This window comes from Variovorax pasteuri, assembly GCF_051216435.1.
Classification (GTDB): domain Bacteria; phylum Pseudomonadota; class Gammaproteobacteria; order Burkholderiales; family Burkholderiaceae_C; genus Variovorax.
The window spans coordinates 67,713-86,006 of sequence record NZ_JBPJZS010000016.1; the positions used below are offsets into that span (position 1 = coordinate 67,713).

General features: G+C 67.1%; 13 protein-coding genes. 10 read left to right on the forward strand and 3 right to left on the reverse strand.

The window, feature by feature from the left end:
* The first annotated feature begins 17 nt into the window (after positions 1–17).
* From ACSFBM_RS32935 to ACSFBM_RS32960, 6 genes are read left to right on the forward strand one after another with little or no spacing between them, the layout of a single operon-like run.
* Positions 18–2,387, forward strand: a complete 2,370-nt coding sequence (locus ACSFBM_RS32935) for a type VI secretion system Vgr family protein (RefSeq protein WP_435488141.1) — start codon at positions 18–20, stop codon at positions 2,385–2,387.
* Positions 2,388–2,401: 14 nt separating this feature from the next.
* Positions 2,402–2,830 carry a hypothetical protein gene (locus ACSFBM_RS32940; RefSeq protein ID WP_435488142.1) on the forward strand — a complete coding sequence of 143 codons (429 nt, stop codon included), beginning with the start codon at positions 2,402–2,404 and terminating at the stop codon, positions 2,828–2,830.
* Positions 2,831–2,847: 17 nt separating this feature from the next.
* Positions 2,848–5,559 (forward strand): DUF2169 family type VI secretion system accessory protein, encoded by a 2,712-nt coding sequence (locus tag ACSFBM_RS32945; RefSeq protein ID WP_435488143.1) that lies wholly within the window; start codon positions 2,848–2,850, stop codon positions 5,557–5,559.
* On the forward strand, positions 5,556–6,605 hold the full coding sequence (locus ACSFBM_RS32950; RefSeq protein WP_435488144.1) for a pentapeptide repeat-containing protein: 1,050 nt from the start codon (positions 5,556–5,558) through the stop codon (positions 6,603–6,605). Before ACSFBM_RS32945 ends, ACSFBM_RS32950 begins: the two co-directional genes overlap by 4 nt.
* Before the next feature lie 53 nt (positions 6,606–6,658).
* Positions 6,659–7,303 (forward strand): DUF3540 domain-containing protein, encoded by a 645-nt coding sequence (locus tag ACSFBM_RS32955; RefSeq protein ID WP_435488145.1) that lies wholly within the window; start codon positions 6,659–6,661, stop codon positions 7,301–7,303.
* A 15-nt stretch (positions 7,304–7,318) separates the two neighbouring features.
* Complete coding sequence (locus ACSFBM_RS32960; protein ID WP_435488146.1) at positions 7,319–7,699, forward strand: DUF4150 domain-containing protein; 381 nt, start codon at positions 7,319–7,321, stop codon at positions 7,697–7,699.
* Positions 7,700–7,711: 12 nt separating this feature from the next.
* On the opposite strand, the gene ACSFBM_RS32965 is transcribed toward ACSFBM_RS32960, so the two are convergent.
* The 3 genes from ACSFBM_RS32965 to ACSFBM_RS32975 form a co-directional block, all read right to left on the reverse strand.
* Positions 7,712–8,527: a PP2C family protein-serine/threonine phosphatase gene (locus ACSFBM_RS32965; protein ID WP_435488147.1), complete on the reverse strand. Its 816-nt coding sequence runs from the start codon at positions 8,525–8,527 to the stop codon at positions 7,712–7,714.
* On the reverse strand, positions 8,520–10,538 hold the full coding sequence (tagH, locus tag ACSFBM_RS32970) for a type VI secretion system-associated FHA domain protein TagH (protein WP_435488148.1): 2,019 nt from the start codon (positions 10,536–10,538) through the stop codon (positions 8,520–8,522). The genes ACSFBM_RS32965 and tagH overlap by 8 nt, the downstream gene beginning before the upstream one ends.
* 64 nt (positions 10,539–10,602) lie before the next feature.
* Positions 10,603–11,013 carry a TssQ family T6SS-associated lipoprotein gene (locus ACSFBM_RS32975; RefSeq protein ID WP_435441495.1) on the reverse strand — a complete coding sequence of 137 codons (411 nt, stop codon included), beginning with the start codon at positions 11,011–11,013 and terminating at the stop codon, positions 10,603–10,605.
* Positions 11,014–11,143: 130 nt separating this feature from the next.
* On the opposite strand from ACSFBM_RS32975, the gene tssJ reads away from it, so the two are divergent.
* From tssJ to tssM, 4 genes are all read left to right on the forward strand, one after another.
* Positions 11,144–11,662: a type VI secretion system lipoprotein TssJ gene (gene tssJ, locus ACSFBM_RS32980; RefSeq protein WP_435488149.1), complete on the forward strand. Its 519-nt coding sequence runs from the start codon at positions 11,144–11,146 to the stop codon at positions 11,660–11,662.
* 174 nt (positions 11,663–11,836) lie between these two features.
* Complete coding sequence (gene tssK, locus ACSFBM_RS32985; protein WP_435488150.1) at positions 11,837–13,216, forward strand: type VI secretion system baseplate subunit TssK; 1,380 nt, start codon at positions 11,837–11,839, stop codon at positions 13,214–13,216.
* Positions 13,217–13,224: 8 nt separating this feature from the next.
* A complete protein-coding gene (locus ACSFBM_RS32990) occupies positions 13,225–14,637 on the forward strand; it encodes a DotU family type VI secretion system protein (RefSeq protein ID WP_435488151.1) in 1,413 nt (470 codons plus the stop codon).
* Positions 14,637–18,293: a type VI secretion system membrane subunit TssM gene (tssM, locus tag ACSFBM_RS32995; RefSeq protein WP_435488152.1), complete on the forward strand. Its 3,657-nt coding sequence runs from the start codon at positions 14,637–14,639 to the stop codon at positions 18,291–18,293. The genes ACSFBM_RS32990 and tssM overlap by 1 nt, the downstream gene beginning before the upstream one ends.
* The last annotated feature ends 1 nt before the right edge of the window (position 18,294 follow it).

The following is an 18,294-nucleotide window of genomic DNA, read 5'->3' on the forward strand; positions in this document are numbered from 1 at the left end:
CAGAAAGGGAGTACCACATGGCCAGAGTAGTCACGGCACATACACCGCTTGCACCAGACCAGTTGCTGTTCCGTTCGATGCACGGCAACGAAGGGCTGTCGGAGCTGTTCGAGTTCGAAGTCGACCTGCTGAGCCCCAACACTTCCGTCGACATGAAGGCGGTGCTGGGCAAGCCGCTCACGCTCGAGATCGTGACCATCGACGGTACCCCGCGCTATCTCAATGGACAGATCACGCGCTTCACGATGATCGGGCGTGAAGAGAGCTCCTCGCGCTACGTCGTGTACCGCGCTTCGGTGCGGCCCTGGCTCTGGTACCTCACGCGCACCAGCGACTGCAAGATCTTCCAGAACAAATCGGTCGTCGACATCCTGGACGAAGTGCTGGGCGAGTACGGTTTCGCTTTCGAGAAGAAGCTCAGCGCCGCCTACCGCCAGCGCGACTACTCCGTGCAGTACCAGGAGACGGACTTCGCATTCGTGAGCCGCATGATGGAACACGAAGGCATCTACTATTACTTCAAGCACGAGAAGAACCAGCACACCCTGGTGCTGGCCGACGACATGGGGGCGCACGACATGCTGCCGGGCTATCCGCGCATCGGCTACCTCGCCACCGATCGCGTGGGCGAGACGGGCCGCGAAGTGATCGACCAGTGGGAGGTGACCGAGGAGATCCGCCCCGGCACCTTCGTGGTCGACGACTTCGACTTCAAGAAGCCCAAGGCCGACCTGCTCAACACGCGCAGCCAGCCGCGCGACAACGATCACGGCCGCTACGAGATGTACGAGTGGCTCGGCGGCTACAGCGACGCCGGGCAGGGCGAGCACTACGCGCGGATCCGGCTCGAGGAAGCGCAGGCGCAGGCCGAAGTCGACACCGGCCACTCCAACGTGCGCGGCATGGCGCCCGGCTACCGCTTCAACATGCAGAACGCGCCGCGCGAGGAGGACAACAAGGAATACCTGGTCGTCTCGGTGACCTACAACCTGCGCGAGGGCGGCTATGCGACGGGCAGCCCCGACGGTCTCTACAGCTTCAACTTCGGCGTGCAGCCCACGTCGTTTCCGTTCCGCGCGCCGCGCGTCACGCGGATGCCGACCACGCACGGCCCGCAGACCGCCACGGTCGTGGGCCCGCCCGGGGAAGACATCTGGATCGACAAGTACGGCCGCGTGAAGGTGCAGTTCCGCTGGGACCGCTACGGCCAGCGCAACGAGGACAGCTCGTGCTGGGTGCGTGTGTCGAGCGCGTGGGCGGGCTCCAACTTCGGCGCGGTGAACCATCCGCGCGTGGGGCAGGAAGTGATCGTCGATTTCATCGCCGGTTTCCCGGACCGGCCGATCATCATCGGCCGCGTGTACAACGCCGACCAGATGCCGCCGCTCGAACTACCGGCCAAGGCAACAGTCAGCGGCTTCATCAGCCGCACCATCAAGGGCGACGGCGAGCTGGCCAACCACTTCGTGATCGACGACGACCCCAGCAACGAGTCGATCAAGATCCACGCGCAGAAGGATTTCAGCCTCAACGTCGAGAACAATGAAACACACACCGTGGACGGCACGCGCGAGACGCTGATCGAAGGCTCGGACACCTACACGACCAATACCTCGCTCGACGAGACGGTCAACGGGCCGCACACGCTGACGGTCAACAAGGGCGGGCCGCAGAAGATCACCGTCAACGGCGGCGACCAGTTCATCAAGGTGGATGGTGGCAACCAGCAGGTCGATGTCATCGGCAACCAGACCATCCATGTCACCGGCAAGCGCAAGGACACGGTCGACAGCGGTGAAGAGCGGATCATCGGTACGTCGCTCAAGGAAGACATCGCGGGTCCGCAGACCACCAAGGTGGTCGGCCTGTACACCGAAGAAACCAAGGGGAAGAAGGTGACGGTCCACGGCGACGAGGACTATCTCGTCGAGGGGGCACAAAAGGTGCACGCGAACACGTCGTTGAGTGCGACGACGGATGGCCCCATGAACCTGGAAAGCACCGCGGCAGACATCTCGGTCAAGTCGCCGACCAAGATCGTGCTGGATGCGCCCCATGTCGAGGACAAGTCGGCAAAAAAGGTGACCTTCACGGACTGGGGTATTGCCTTCAAGGGCTTCAACATGGGGGTCAACGGGGCCAACGTGAGCCTCAACGGCACTTCGCTGTTCGTGAACGGCCTGGTGACCAGCATTGCCGGGCTGAACCTGGGGTTCAACACCTACTCGCTCACGGGTGCGTTCATAAAGCTCGACCTGTATTCCGTCAGCCTTGCGATGGGCACATTTTCCACAACCCAGACGGCTTTCACGTGGGACAACGAGGCACAAAAAATCGATAACAACGGATACAGGGTGAACCTCTCGGGCTTCACCGTCTTTGTCTGAGCTTGGAGCGCGTGTTGGATCTTTTCGCTGTGTGGTTTACCAAGTACTGGTATCTGATTGTCCCCATCGCTGTCGTCGTGCTGCCGGCGTTCGTGGCGATCACGCTGGCCAAGCGCCATGCCTCCCACGTGATGCATATGCAGAGTGTGGTCAACCGCCGCGCGATGGGTGCGGATCTCGCCGAGCGAGTGCTTCGTACGGGCCAACCGGCCGTAGCGACGGTGCTCGAGAGCCATGACACGGGCATGCGGGCCGCGCGCATCTATATCCTCGTACGGCTCAAGTTCCAAGTACAGCCTGAGGGCGGATGGCCTGCCTACGAGGCTGAACTGGTCGCCCCGATCAGCCCGGTGAAGCTCGCCGACTTCGCACCGGGGCGCTCCGTGAAGCTGCGCTTCGACCCGGTCTCGCACGAGATCGCCATCGATCAGCCGGTGCGCTGAAGCGGGTCCGCTGCCCCATGAAGACCATCAAACCCTTTCGCCTGAGCATCCTCACGCGGCCCTTCCGGCGGCAGCGGCAAGACCACCTGGGCGTCTCGGTCTTCGCGATGGCCAGCCTGGCGCCCGAGCCCCTGCTGATGCCCGACCAGGATCTCTGGAAGCTGGCGGCCGACGAAATCGGGCCCGGCAACGTGCTGGACCTGTGCGTGCCCAAGATCGAGCCGGAGTGGCTGGTCAGCGGCTATGCGTACACGGCGCATCAGGACGACAAGACACTGTGTGCGGCCAAGGCCGTCTTCAATGGCCAGGCCAAGCCATTGCTGGTGAGCGGTGATCGCTACTGGCTTGGCGGCCGCGCCACGCCTGCGCAGCCTTTCGAGCGCCTGAGGCTGGATTGGGCGCATGCCTATGGCGGCCCGAGCGAGCCCGAAAACCCGGAAGGCATCGGCAGCTTCGATGAAACGATCAACGGCGTACAGACGCGCCGGCTTCCCAATGTCGAGTTGCCCGGCGCGCGTCAGGACGCACCCGGGCGGCGCATCGTGCCTGCGGGTTTCGGCGCCGTGCCTCCCGATCGGCCGCAGCGGCTCGCGCTGATGGGGCGCGCCTACGACCAGCAGTGGCTGCAGCACGAGTACCCGGGTTTCGCCGATGACATGGACTGGCGCTACTTCAATGCAGCACCTCCCGACCAGCGCCTGCCCGGCCAGCGCGAATTGCCGCCGGGCGCCGCCTACGAACTGTGGAACATGCACCCTCGGCAGCCGGTGATGCGTGGCCAGCTGCCCGATTGGCAGGCGCGTTGCTTCGCCAGCTTTCAGAAAGACGGTGGCGCGTTGTCGGAAATTTCGCTGCACCTGAGCACGGCCTGGTTTTTTCCGCACGCCGAGCGCGTCATCCTGGTCTGGCACGGCGCATCGCCCATCGCAGAGGATGACGCGGCCGACGTCAAGCACGTCATGCCCGCGCTCGAGTTGCGCGGGCAGCCGCGGCCGCTTGCCCACTACCAACAGGTGCTGCAGCAGCGCCTCGATCCAACCAAGGCGGTGCTGGTCCTGCGCGACAGCGACCTGGTCCCCAAGGCGATCATGGGGCCATGGGCAGGCGACCAGATGCCCGATATCGCTTCGCTTCCGCTGGCGCGCAATCTGCACGCAGGCCGGCAGCGCGAGCGCGAACGCATGCGTGCCCATCTGCTGGCGCAGGGCGTGGATCCCGAGCAGTATCTGCCGCCCGTGTCCGAACCGGATCTGCGGCCGCCTGCCTCCGCGGACGATCTGCCCGACTTCGCCGAGAGGGCCGATCAAGCCCTCGAGCAAATGCGCCAGGCGGCCCTTGCCCGCGGCGCCGAGGACCGGGCCAAGGCCGTCGCACACGGGATGCCCGCTGCCATTCAACCCGATATCGATATCCCGCCGCTGTCGCAGATGGAACCGCGCAAGCTGTCCGACGAGATCAAGGCGAGCATCGACAAGGCCATGACCGAGGTGGAGGCGCGGACCGGCAAGCCTGTGCAGCGCCGATTCGACCCGGACCGCCTGCTGCGTGACCTCGCGCGCCTCGAGGAAGACGCGGCGCGCGAGCGCCGAACACCCCCCACGCCTGACGAGGCCGCCGAAAGCGCGCGGCTGCGCGAGCAGGCCGGGCGCAACATGCGCATGGGGCACCTCCATGGCGCACACCTGCTCGAGCCGGCGCCGCCGGCCAGCAGCCTGCGCTCCAGACGGCTGCGTCGGCGTCTCGAGGCCGCAGCCAGCGGCGAGCGTCGTTTCGCAGGCATGAGCTTCGTCGGCGCCAACCTCTCGGGTCTGGATCTGCGCGGTGCCGACTTCACGGGAGCGAACCTCGAAGACGTCGACTTCAGCGACGCGCGGCTCGATGGCTGCAACTTCACGCGCGCGGTGCTTGCGCGGGCGCGGCTTGTCCGGGCGTCGCTCACCGATGCGCGGCTGGACGAGGCCAATCTGGGCGGCGCGCAATGCGAAGGGGCGAACTTCACGGCGGCCAGCTTCGTGCAGACGTGTTGCAGCAAGACCATTTTTCGTTCCTGCGTGCTGGCGAAGGCCGCGTTCAAGCAAGCCGATCTGTTCGAAAGCGAATGGGCGCGCTGCGATGCGCGCGGCTCGCACTGGGAGCAAATGGCGATGGTCAAGCTGGCACTGGAAGACATCGCTTTCGACGACGCCGCGTTCAAGCAGGTGAGCTGGGTCGAGTGCAGCTTCAAGGGAACATCCTTCGTACGCGCCTCGCTGAACGCCTGTGCTTTCGTCGCCGTCGATGCGCGGGAGGGGGTCGACTTCACCGAGGCCAGCCTCGTGACCTGTTCCTTCGTCCATGGCTGCAGCTTTGTGCAGGCGGTGTTCTGCGCCGCTTCGCTCAGGCAGTGCGGCCTGCGCGGCGCCATATTGGTCGGCGCCGACCTCGCGAAGGCGCGCCTTGAAGGCTGCGACTTCTCCGAGTGCGACCTGCGGCGCGCGCGGCTGGAGGGATCGCATGCCGGCGAGAGCCTGTTCATTCGCGCGGACTTGCGCGAAGCCTCGTTGCGCGGAGCCAACCTCATCGACGCCAATCTTTCCAAGGCCGACCTGCGCTTTGCCAGCCTGCAGGATGCCAATCTGTTTCGCGCCGACGTGTCACAGGCCGCCATCGACGGTTCGACCACCTTCATCGGCGCCTACACCCAGGGAGCCAAGACCTTGCCTGCAAGAAAGACTGAGCCGGTTCGATGACAGTGGAAGAACTTCTGGACAAGATTCGGCATGCCCAACCGGTGGTCAAAGTGAGTCTCGCGGGTCAGGACCTCAGCGGCATCGACTTGTCGGGGGCGCAGATGGAGCACGTCGACTTGAGCCGGACGAATCTGCGCGGCGCCTGCCTCGACGACAGTTCGCTTGCGCAATGCAACCTCGATCAAGCCGACCTGTCGGCGGCCAGCTTGAAGGGCGTGCGCGTGTTTCGGTGTCGGTTGGAGGCCGCGCAACTCGGCCGCGCGTTCATGCAGGACACCCAGTTCGTCGAATCTTCGCTGGCTCACGCGGATTTCGAGAAATCGCAAATGGAGCGCGTGGCTTTTCTCAGATGCGAGCTCGGGCATGCGGTGTTGAAGCCCGGCATCTGCGATCAGATCATCATCACCGAATCACGGGTCGACCAGCTCGATTGCCGTGGGGCGAAGCTGCTGCACCTGATGTTCTTTCGCATGGATCTGCGCACGGTGGAGTTCGCCCAGGCCCAATGCGATGGTTCGATCTTGATGGAGTGCAATCTCGAAGGTCAGCGCTTGCCGCACACCGCCTTCCTGCGCTGCCAGTTCACCGACAGCGCGATGGCAGGTGTCGATTTCAGCGGCGCCGTGCTGACCCAGAGCAACTTCAAGGGCGCCACGCTGACCAGGGCTAACTTCAGCGCAGTGGATGCCGCCCAGACGATGTTCCCGGAGGCCGATCTGCGTGAAGCGAATTGCAGCGATGCCATCTTCGACCAGTCGATCTGGGCCGACGCCAAACTCGAAGGTGCCGATTTCAGCCGCTCGCGCCTGCCGCTGAGCGTGTTCCATCGCGCGCAGGCGAAGGGTGCCAGCTTTCGCGACGCGAACCTGCACGATGCTGATTTTTCCTATGCCGCACTTCATGACGCGGATTTGCGCAATGCACGTTTCTTGCGCACTCGCTTTCATCGGGCCGCGCGCGCAGGTGCGCGTTTCTCGGGAAGCGGTGGCATCATCGAAAACGATCCGGAGCTGTTCAAGGCTCAAGAGATTCATCCGCCGCGCTGATGCCGCCAAGCCAGTCCGTTCCACTGTTTGACCCATCGAAACAAGGAGACTCCATGTCAGTCGTTTCACTGCACAAAGCCTCGAAGCTGACGGCTCCGGTTCACTTCCAGGGGGTGGTCGCCGCGTTGCTGCCGGATGGACGTGTCACCGTCGACGACGAGCAGGGTGCTGTCTGGGTTTGCCGGCGCGCGGCGAGCTGCCTGCTCAAACCGGCCAGCGGCGATACCGTGCTGGTGTCCGGTCCCGACAGCGCGCGCGCCTACCTGATCGCCGTGATCGAGCAGGCCGATGCGTCGTCAAGCTGCATCGAGGCGGCGGGCGACGTCACCTTCGCGCCTACGGGCAACGGCCGGGTGACCATCGCGAGTGCCTCGGAGCTCAGCCTTCGCGCGGACAGGCGCTTCGTACTCAAGACAGAAGAGGGCGAGTGCGACATCGGTGAACTGCGGCTGGTGACGCGCTCGGTGCAGGCCGCGGCCGGAAGCGTCCGGCTGGTCGGCAAGGTGTTCGAGACCGTGGCTGATCGCATCGTGCAGATGGCGCGTCAGACGCTGCGCCTGACGGATGAAGTCGACCAGGTGCGTGCGGGCCACATGGACTACAAGGCCAGCGAGACGGTGCGCATTCATGGCCACCACACGATGGTCACCGGCCAGGAGCTGGTGAAGGTGGACGCGGCTCAGATCCACATGGGCTAGGCGAGGAGGTACCAGATGTTTGCCAATTGTCAGCTCATGGGAATGGACATGGCGTTCCCCGACGTCTGCAGGTCGCCGGTGCCCATTCCATACCCGAACATGGCCATGGGGCCGATGGCCATTCCGAATGCCTGGAACATCCTCTTCATGGCGATGCCGGCACACAACATGGCCACGACCACGCCAATCACCCTGGGGGATCAGCCCGGGGCACTGGGCGGCGTTGTGTCGCAGACGTTCATGCAGCAATCGCGTCATGTGACAGGCGCGTTCACCGTGCTTATCAGGGGGACACCGGCCACGCGGGTCACCAGCATCACGATGCAGAACCGTTGCAACATCGTCGGCATGCGAATCGTGCCGAGCCAGTTCAAGGTGCTGATGCTGGCGCCCTGAGGGCGCGTCGATTCAGACCGTTCCCGCCAGCGTCACCTGCTGCGGAAACCCCACCCACACGGCCAGCGCCGAGTAGTTGTCGCGCGACTCGTCGGCCTTGGCCTCGGCGGCGCGGCGGATCAGCGCGAGCCACTCTTCCGCGCTGTCGGCCAGCTGCAGCGAGCGCTCCATCACCTGCTGCGAGATCAGCTGCCAGAGCCCGTCGGTGCACAGCAGGAAGGCATCGCCGTCGGCCAGGCGCCGCGACGCGGTGAGCGTGGCCTCGGCCGTGGCGCGTGCGCCGAGTGCGCGGTACAGCAGGTTGGTTTTCACCAGCCGCTCGCCGCCGTTCTGGTGGCTCGCGGCGGCGTCGCCGGAGCGCTCCGACAGGCTGTGGTCTTCGGTGCGCTCCATGAGCGCGCCGCGGCGGAACCAGTAGAGGCGGCTGTCGCCCACGTGGGCCCAGCAGGCCTGGTTGGTGGCGCGGTCGACGAACAGCGAGACGAAGGTGGCGCTCATGCGGCTTTGCTCGGAGAGCTCGCGCTGCCTGGCCAGGATGGCGTCGTTGGCCGACTTCACGCAGCGCTGGATGCTGTCGGGCGCCAGCGAGGGGTCGTCCACGAAGGCGTTGAGGGCGGTGTCCACGGCGATGCGCGAGGCCAGCTCGCCGCCCGCATTGCCGCCCACGCCGTCGCTCACCACGAAGCAGGCGTTGCGATCGTCCAGGTGGTAGCCGATGGCGTCCTGGTTGCCACTGCGCTCGCCCACGCAGGAGAACTGCGAGGTCGACACGGGCACGGCGAAGGAGCGGGCGGCCTGAGCCGCAGGGTCGGGCATGGTGTCAGGCACGGCGGGCCTCCTTCAACCGTTCCATCTCCTTGTCGTAGGCCTGCTGGAACGCGCGGCCGAAGACGGCCTGGAAGTCGTCTTCCACGGCCGCGGTGGTCTCCGTGTGCAGCGCCTGCAGCCGGCGCCACAGGCGCGCCTCGCGCCCGCCGGGCAGCAGCTTCTCGCCCAGGCCGCCGTCGTGCGGCGTGTCGCGGGCGAGCGCGGCGGGGTCGAAGCTCTTGAGCAGCGTGAGCAGCGCGGCGCGCATGCCGGCGACCATGCCGAGCTGGTGCGACTGCAGGTCGCCCAGCGCGTCGTGCACAGCGGCCTCGGGCGGCAGGAAGCCGGGCATGCGCGCGCCGAACATCTGCATCAGCACGGCGCGGCCGTTGGGCAGGATCTTGAACGGGTTGTTCTCCTCGTCCACGATCATGGTGATCTCGGCGCGCACCTCGCGCTTGAGCATGGCGCGCGACGACAGCAGCTCGATGGTGCCGTCGGTGAAGGCCCGCATGATGCGGCCCAGGCGCTGCATGGCCTCGAGGTCCATCGGCTGCTGGCCGGCCAGCTCGGGCACGCCCGCGCCTTCGAGGAAGGCCTTGAACAGGGCTTCGGAGGCGGGCGAGGGCGGCGCAGTGGATGCGGGCGATGCAGGCGTTGGCGGTGTTGCAGGCGTGGCGGCGACAGGTGCGGCCACGGGTGCCACCGGCGCTGCGACGGCGGGAGGCGGTGCCACGGCGACCGGCGGCGGCACGACCGGCGCGGCCACCACGGGAGGTGGTGCGGGAGGCGGCGGCGGCGGAGGCGGAGGTGGAGGTGGAGGTGGAGGTGGAGGTGGAGGTGGTGCCTCCAGCTTCACCGGTTCCGCCACGGGCGCCGGCGCGGCCACGGGCATCGGCGGACGGAACTGCGCCGACACTTCGCGCGCATGGTTCGGCTGGCTGTAGCCCTGCATGGCCGGCTTGTTCCGCAGCAGGTCGAGCGCGGGGTGCGGCTCGCCCGGCAACAGCGTGTCGTGGTGCGCGAGCGATGTGGGGCGGGGGTCGGCCAGCGGCGAGTGCGCGCTGTCGTCGGCTGCGAAGAACGAGAGCGGATCGACCCCGCGCTTCAGTGCGATGTCCGACATGCCGACAGCCGCGTGCGGGTTCAGTTCGGCGAGCGGGTCTGCCGGGTTCCTGCGCGCCTGCGAGGGCAGCTCGAAGGGCTCGTGCGCCATCGGGTCGGGCATGGGCGCGGGTGTGCTGTCGACGCGCCGCGGCGCGTTCGCGAGGATGGCGTCCCAGTCGGCCGCCGACGGCATCTGCGCTGCCGGCGGGGTACTGCCGATGTGGCTGCTGTTGTTGCTCGCCTCCGGTGGCGCTGCGGGCGGCTGCAGAGGGGCGATGAAAGGCGCGGGCGGTGGCACCGGCGCGGGCATGAACGCCGGTGAAGGTGAAGGTGCCGGTGCGTGCGCGGGCTCCGGCGCACGCTGGGGCGTCGGCACGGCCGCCGCAGGCTGCGCATCGCCGATGGGCAGCGCGCCTTCGCCGAACAGGTCTGCGAACACATCGGCGCCAGGCGATGACGGCAGCAGGTCACCGATGGGGCTCGCCTGCACCGGTGCGGCGCCAAGTGCCGGGGACAGCGGCTGCACAGGCGGGGGAGAAAAGGGTGGTGGAGGTGGCGGTGGAGGAACGACTGCCACCGTGGGCTCCAGCGGCGCCGCAGGCACCGCACGCTGCGCGCTCGCGGCTTCCAGCACGTAGCTGCCGATCGTCACGCGGTCGCCATCGGCCACGCGCGACTCCTGCTCGTGCGCGAGCGTGCTGCCGTTCACGCCGATGGGCAGCACCGCGCTCATGTTGCGCAGCACCACCGCACCGTCCTCGTCGAAGCGCACCGTGGCCTGCAGGCGCGAGATCTGGCGCTGTTCGTCGGGCAGCACGAGGTGGTTGTCGGGGCTGCGCCCGATGGTGCCGCCGGGCGCCGCGAGCCATGCAGAGGGCCCCGCGGTCACCGGCCTGCCGGCATGTTCGATCACTGTCCAACGCATCGCATCTCCCTGGTCGTCGTTTCTCGCCGGCCGCATCGAGGCGCGCCATTGGCGATGTCCATCATCAACGCTTCATTCGTTTCGCTGCCTCGAAGGCCGGGCCCCACACCGGATGCTTGCGCTCCGCCACGCTGAGGTCGAAGGTGGGGAACGCGTCGAGGAGCTTGCGGAACTGCGCGCGGCACTCGGGGATCTGGTTGGCCACGCAGTAGCTGAAGGCCTCGAGCTTCATGGCCTCGAGCCGCGTGTTGGCGTCGGCACCGTCGAACACCGACACGCCGCCGCTCTTGAGCGTGCTCACGGCCTTGGCGTAGTCGCCTTCGTCATAGGCCTGTTGCGCGCGCTCCAGCGTGGTGCGCGCTACCTGCTGGCTGAGTCGTTCGGGTTGCGGTGCGGGATCGGGTGCGGGCGGCGGGGTGGTGCAACCTCCGACCATCAAAAGAGTGAACGCCAGAGCTGGCAGACATGACTTCAATCTTTTCTCCTACCTGCTGAATGCAATGTTCGAGATAGTGTGCCGCTGAGTTGCGACAGGCACGCGATGCGCCATCGTAAATGCGCATGCTTTCGATAATATAGGTCGCAACCATATCGGGGAGAACTCAATGCATCGAAGAACCTTGCTACAAGGCGCACTTGCAACGACACCTTTGTTTGCAGGCCTGGTCAGTGGATGCGCATCGACGGCCAAGTCGATGCCCACGCCCTACGCGGTGACCATCAAGATCGACGAGGGCGTGAACCCCGACGGACGCGGGCAGGCGGCGCCCATCCTCGTGAAGGTCTTCGAACTGAAATCTTCCGGTAACTTCGAGACGGCAGACTACTTTGCACTGCAGGACCGCGACCGCGAGACGCTCATGACGGAGCTCGTGAACGCCGACCAGGCCATCATGCGCAGCGGCGAAGAGCGCGTGTTCAAGCGCGAAGCCGGACTCGACTCGCGCGCCATCGGCATCATCGCGGGCTATCGCAAGCTGGAAGCCTCTCGCTGGCGCATCGTGCTGCCGCTGAAAGAGCCAAAGCAAACCAATCTCTACAAGGTGTGGCAGTTCTCGCCGAGCGACCAGGCGGTGCAGGTGGCCATTCGCAAGACCGGCATCGAGCTGATACCAAGTCGTTAGTTTTCTCGGCGTCTTGCTGTCTTGCTAGTACGAAAGTGCGTGTCGTCGACGAATGAAAAGCCATGCCGTATTCAAGACACGCCGTGTAGCATCAGACGCATAAAAAAGCAGATCGATCGGGAGGTCGTTCATCAACGCACCTCCCGCTTCCGTTGAGCAATTCCAGGAGGTTCTTTGGTGACAGTCCGCAATCCGGGCGCCGGAAGAAATGGCGCCCAACCGCAGGCATTGGCGAATCGCGTGGTGTGGTCCGAGGGCATGTACCTCCGGCCGCAGCACTTCCAGCAACTGGAACGCTATGTCGAGCAGTACGTGACCCGCCGCACCGCCGGCCTGCAAGGCGCCTCCTGGGGCTGGCTGCATCTGGAGATCGACCGCGATGCCTACGCGCTCGGCCGCGTATCGCTGCAGAGCGGTGCAGGCGTGCTGCCCGACGGCACGCCGTTCGCGTTCGGCGCCGAAGACGCACCGCTTCCCTACGAAGTACCCACCGACCTCACCGACGAACTCATCGTGCTCGCGCTGCCGCTGCGCAGGCCGGGCAGCGAAGAGGTCATCTTCACGGAAGAAGAAGGCTCGGCCGCGCGCTACGGCGTGATCGAGCGCGAGGTGAACGACGGCAACGCCGTGGCCCTGGGCCCTGCCACGCTGCAGCTCGCGTCGCCGCGCCTGCGCCTGGCGCGTGCCTCGTCGCTCACCGCCGAGTGGCAGGCCATCGGCGCGGTGCGCGTGATCGAGCGGCGCACCGACCACAAGCTGGTGGTCGACGCCAACTACATTCCGCCCGTGCTCGACGCGTCGGCGCACGCCATGCTGCGCAGCATGATCGCGGAGCTGCACGGCCTGCTCACGCAGCGCTCCGAGGCGCTGGCCTCGCGGCTGTCGCAGCCGGGCCGCGGCGGCGTGAGCGAGGTGTCCGACTTCCTGCTGCTGGAGCTGGTCAATCGCTATCTGGCGACCACCTGGCACGCACAGCAGGCGGTGCAGGTTCATCCCGAGCACCTGTTCATCGACTGGCTCAAGCTGGCCTGCCACCTGGCCACGCACACCTCGCCCACGCGCCGGCCGGTGGTGTGGCCGGTGTACGACCACGACAACCTCAACGAAAGCATTCGTCCGCTGATGGAAGAGCTGCGCCGTTCGCTGTCGGCCGTGCTCGAACAGAGCGCCATCTCCATCGAGCTCGAGGAGCGCAGCCACGGCGTGCGCGTGGGCCGCATGCCCGACCCGGTGCTGGTGCGCAACGCGGGTTTCGTGCTCGCGGTGCATGCCGACCTGCCGGCCGAGGCCATCCAGCAGCGCTTTCCCACGCAGGTGAAGATCGGTTCGGTGGAGCGCATCCGCGACCTCGTGCAGCTGCAGCTGCCCGGCGTGGTGGTGCGGCCGCTGCCGGTGGCGCCGCGGCAGATTCCGTACAACGCGGGCTACCACTACTTCGAGCTCGACAAGAGCGGCGACATGTGGCGCCAACTCGAGAAGTCGGGCGGCGTCGCGATGCACCTGGCCGGTGACTTTCCGGGTCTGGCCATGGAGTTCTGGGCGATCCGTCCGTGAGGGACCCTATGAACAACGACATGGCCGTCGGCCAGGGCGGCTTCGTGCCGCCGAATCCGGGCGGCGGCGCCACCGGGAACGGCATGGGCAACGGGATGGGCAGCGGCATGGGGGATGGCTCCGCCCCGCGCGGCCTCGGTGCGCAGCCCGAGTCCTTCACCGCATGGCACGACACACGTCGCCCGCATGCGGGCGACACGGCCATTGCCGGCAACAACCCGCTGGTGGCCGCGGCCAATCCGCTGCTCGACCTGATCCCGCAGATCCGCGCCACCGGCCACCACCCCGCGCCCGCGCAGCTGCGCGAGCACCTGGTCGACGAGGTGCGCCGCTTCGAGACGCGCGCGCAGCAGGCCGGCATCGCGCCCGAGGTGATCATCGGCGCGCGCTACTGCCTGTGCACGGCCGTCGACGAGGCCGCCGCACTCACGCCGTGGGGCGGCAGCATCTGGTCGTCCCAGAGCCTGCTGGTGATGTTCCACAACGAGACCTGGGGCGGCGAGAAGTTCTTCCAGCTGCTGTCGCGCCTGGTGCAGAACCCGCAGCAGCACCTGCACCTGATCGAGCTCATCTACTTCTGCCTGGCCATGGGCTTCGAGGGGCGCTTTCGCGTCATCGACAACGGCCGCTCGCAGCTTGAAACCCTCAAGCAGCGGCTGCTGCAGATCATTCGCCAGACGCGCGGCGAGATTGCGGTGCCGCTGTCGCCGCACTGGCAGGACGCCAGCGCACCGGTGCGCCGCGCGCGCAACTGGCTGCCGGTGTGGGCGGTGGGCGCGGTGGCGGCGGTGCTGCTGGTGCTGGCCTTTGCGCTGCTCACCTTCAACCTGGCCGGTACGTCAGACGGCGCCTTCGCGGCCGTCAACGCGGTGCGGCTGCCGCAGACCGCGCGCGCCGTGGTCATGCCCGCGCCGCAACCGCGCCTGCAGCGCTTCCTGGAGGCCGAGATCCGCGACGGCCTGCTGACCGTGCGCGACGAGGCCGACCGCAGCGTGGTGGTGCTGCGCGGCGACGGCCTGTTCGCCTCGGGCTCCGACCGCGTGCTCGACCGCTACGCGCCGGTGCTCGCGCGCGTGGCCGATGCGCTGAATTCGGTGGAAGGCAATGTGCTGGTCAGCGGCTTCAGCGACGACCAGCCGATACGCAGCGTGCGCTTCCCTTCCAACTGGCAACTTTCGCAGGCCCGCGCCGACGCGGTGAAGAAAATGATTTCGCAGCGCATCGCACGGCCCGAACGCCTGCGCGCCGAAGGCCGCGGCGATGCCGAGCCGCTGGTGCCCAACGACTCGGCCGCGAACCGCGCGCGCAACCGGCGCGTCGAAGTCACGCTGCTGGTGGCGCCGGTGGCGGGAACCTCGAATGCGCAGGGGCAGCCTTCGTTGCCTGCATCGCAGGCACCGCAAGCAGGAGGTGCCCGCTGATGCTGCGCGCCCTCTTCCGTTTTCTCATCAGCCGCGACCTGTGGGTCTTCCTGGGCCTTGTCGCGGTCGCGTTCCTGATCTGGGTCATCGGTCCGGTCATCGCCGTGGGCCGCTACCGCCCGTTCGAAGACGAGATCGTGCGCATCGCGGTCATCGTGCTGATGTTCGCGGTCTGGATCGCACGGGTCATCTACCGCAAGTGGCGCGAGCGCCGGCTCAACGCACAGCTGCTCAACCAGCTGCGCACGCCCTCCAAGAAGGAAAAAGAGGCCAAGCCCGAAGACGCGCCCGAAATCAAGGAACTGCAGAGCGGCTTCACCGACGCCACGGCCATCCTGAAGAACATGCGCTTCGGCGAGGGCGCCGACGGCAAGGGCGCCGGCCGCTTCTCGCTGTTCGACCGGCAGTACCTGTACCAGCTGCCCTGGTACATCTTCATCGGTGCGCCGGGCTCGGGCAAGACCACGGCGCTGGTCAACTCCGACCTCGACTTTCCGCTGGCCGACCAGCTCGGCAAGGCCGCGGTGCGCGGCATTGGCGGCACGCGCAACTGCGACTGGTGGTTCACCAACGAGGCAGTGCTGATCGACACGGCGGGCCGCTACACCACGCACGAGAGCAACCGCGAGACCGACGAGGGCGAGTGGAAGGGCTTCATCGAGCTGCTGAAGAAGTTCCGTCCGCGCCAGCCGATCAACGGCGCCATCCTCACCATCAGCATCGCCGACCTTCCCCTGGCCGACGACGCGCAGCGTGCGCGCCACGCCATGGCGCTGCGCAAGCGGCTGCTGGAGCTGCGCCAGGACCTGGGCATCGACTTTCCGGTGTACGTGCTGGTCACCAAGACCGACCTGCTGGCCGGCTTCAACGAGTACTTCGGATCGCTGGGCCGTGCCGAGCGCCAGCAGGTGTGGGGCTTCACCTTTCCGATCGCGGGCACTGCGGCAAAGAAGACGGCCAAGGGTGCCGCCCCGGTGGCCGGCGACCTGCGCGAGCGCTTCCACCAGGAGTACAAGCTGCTGCACCAGCGCCTGGACGAGCGCCTGCCCGAGCTGCTCGCGGCCGAGTCCGACCCGATGCGCCGCGCGCAGGCCTACCTGCTGCCGCAGCAGTTCGCGAGCTTCGAGGACATCCTGGGCACCTTCCTGGCCGATGTGTTCAACCCGTCGAAGTTCGAGGCCGCCTCGATGCTGCGCGGCGTGTACTTCACCAGCGGCACGCAGGAGGGCACGGCCTTCGACCGCGTGATGGGCGCCATCAAGCGCTACCTGCAGGTCAACGCGCCGCCGGCACCGCCGCCGGGCCCGGGCAAGAGCTACTTTCTGAAGGAGCTGCTGCAGCAGGTGATCTTCCGCGATGCGGGCGTGGCGGGCACCAACCTGCGCTGGTACCGGCGCAAGCGGGCCATCGACATCGCGGGCTACAGCGTGATCGGCGTGCTGCTGGTGCTGCTGCTGGGCGCCTGCGTGAACAGCTGGCGCAACAACAAGGACTACGTGGCCGAGGTCGACGGCAACGCCAAGGCCTTCAACAAGGCGGCCGCGCGCGGCGAGCTGCCGACGGTGGTCGACTCCAGCGGCGACATCGCGAGCTCGCTGCTCATCCTGGACAAGCTGCGCGACCTGCCGAAGTCGACCCGCTTCGACATCGACGAGCCGCCCGTGTCCTACCGCTTCGGCCTCTACCAGGGCGAGAAGCTGCAGGCCGCGACCGACGGCGTGTACCAGCGCGCGCTCGAAACCGTGCTGCTGCCGCAGGCCGCCCAACGGGTCGAACAGTCGCTGCGCGATGCGGCGAAGAACGACACGGAGTACAGCTACGAGGCGCTCAAGGCCTACCTGATGCTGTTCGACGCCGAGCGCTACGACGCCGACTTCCTGCAGGCCTGGCTGCTGAGCGACGTGGACCGCAAGATCGGCGCCTCGCTCACGCGGGAGCAGCGCACCCACCTCGAGGCGCATCTGAAGGCGCTGTTCACGGGACGCGTGCTGACCTCGCCCTTCGCCAAGGACGAGCGGCTCGTCACGCAGACGCGCGAGCGCCTGGCCGGCATGCCGCTGGCGCAGCGCTCGTACGCGCGGCTGCGCCGCATCCTGCTGCAGACCAGTCCGCCCAATGCCTTCACCATCGCGGAGGCGGGCGGGGCCGAGTCGGCGCTGGTCATCCGCCGGGCCAGCGGCAAGCCGCTGACCGACGGCATCTCCACGCTGTTCACCTACCGCGGCTACTGGGACATCTTCGACAAGCGCATGGCCGAGACCACGCTGTCGCTGGAGCAGGAAGACCGGTGGGTGCTGCAGATCCGCGCGCCGGGCATCGCCGACATCACCTCGCGCGAGCTGCTGCTGCGCGAGGTGCGCCGCCTCTACCTGACCGACTACATCAAGGTGTGGGACGAGTACCTGGTGGACATTCGCCTGGCCGACAGCCGCTCGCTGCTGCAGAGCATCCAGATGACGCGCGTGCTGTCGACGTCGGAGTCGCCGATGTCGCGCATCATCCGCGGCGCCGCGCGCGAGACCGACCTGCTGCGCAACCACGACGAGGCCGCGCGCAGCCTGCTCGACCAGGCGCAGAACCGGGTGCAGACCACGCGCGAGCGCATCGAACAGCTCATCGGCCAGCCCGACGGCAGCCAGCGCCGCAACACGCAGCTCGACCGCCCCGAGTCGCTGGTGGACAACCACTTCGAGCCGCTGCGCCGCATGGTCACGGCGCCCAAGCAGGGCGGCCAGGCGCCCATCGACGCGACGGCCGCGCTCATCAACGAGCTCTACACCTTCCTCACCGCCACCGACAGCGCATTGCGCAGCGGCAACATTCCGCCGTCGAGCGATGCGGTGACCAAGGTGCAGGCCGAAGCAGGACGCCTGCCGGTGCCGTTCCAGGGCATGCTGAACGACCTGTCGGCCACGGCGTCGTCGAAGGCGGCGGCGGTGACGCGGCAGAACATCGGGCAGAGCGCGGCGGCAAGCATCGGCTCGTTCTGCAACCAGGCGATCGCGGGGCGCTACCCGTTCACGCGCGGCTCGAACCGCGACGTGGCCTCGGGCGACTTCGCGCAGCTGTTCGCGCCGGGCGGGATGATGGACGACTTCTTCCAGAAGAACCTCGTCACGCAGGTCGACACCTCGGTCAACCCGTGGGCCTTCAAGCGCGGCGTGGACGGCAGCGCGTCGGGGCGCTCGGGCTACCTCGATTCGTTCCAGAAGGCGCAGGCCATTCGCGACGTGTTTTTCTCGGGCATGGCGGGCGGGCGCACCCCGTCGTTCACGCTGGACATCCGGCCCGAGGACATGGACGCCGCGCTCACGCAGTTCACGCTCGACATCGACGGCCAGACGGTGCGCTACGCGCACGGCCCGCAGGCACCGTCCACCGTGAAGTGGCCGGGCCCGCGCAACAGCAACCAGGTGCGCCTGCAGGTGACCACCGCCAACGGCACGCCGGCGGGCGGCATCGTGACGGAAGGTCCGTGGGCCCTGCACCGCCTGTTTGACAAGGCCTCGATCTCGGCGGGCAAGTCGCCCGAGTCTTTCAATGCGACCTTCGACCTGCAGGGCAAGAAGGTGGTGCTGGCGGTAACGGCCAACAGCGTCTACAACCCGCTGCGTCTGCCGCAGATGAACAGCTTCTCGTGCCCGGGGAAGTCATGAG

Bases quoted from the DNA above. Each gene is read 5' to 3' on its own strand.
- ACSFBM_RS32960 (WP_435488146.1), top strand. From the start codon at position 7,319: ATGTTTGCCAATTGTCAGCTCATGGGAATGGACATGGCGTTCCCCGAC.
- tssM (WP_435488152.1), top strand. From the start codon at position 14,637: ATGCTGCGCGCCCTCTTCCGTTTTCTCATCAGCCGCGACCTGTGGGTC.
- ACSFBM_RS32990 (WP_435488151.1), top strand. From the start codon at position 13,225: ATGAACAACGACATGGCCGTCGGCCAGGGCGGCTTCGTGCCGCCGAAT.
- tssJ (WP_435488149.1), top strand. From the start codon at position 11,144: ATGCATCGAAGAACCTTGCTACAAGGCGCACTTGCAACGACACCTTTG.
- tagH (WP_435488148.1), bottom strand. From the start codon at position 10,538: ATGCGTTGGACAGTGATCGAACATGCCGGCAGGCCGGTGACCGCGGGG.
- ACSFBM_RS32935 (WP_435488141.1), top strand. From the start codon at position 18: ATGGCCAGAGTAGTCACGGCACATACACCGCTTGCACCAGACCAGTTG.
- ACSFBM_RS32945 (WP_435488143.1), top strand. From the start codon at position 2,848: ATGAAGACCATCAAACCCTTTCGCCTGAGCATCCTCACGCGGCCCTTC.
- ACSFBM_RS32950 (WP_435488144.1), top strand. From the start codon at position 5,556: ATGACAGTGGAAGAACTTCTGGACAAGATTCGGCATGCCCAACCGGTG.
- ACSFBM_RS32955 (WP_435488145.1), top strand. From the start codon at position 6,659: ATGTCAGTCGTTTCACTGCACAAAGCCTCGAAGCTGACGGCTCCGGTT.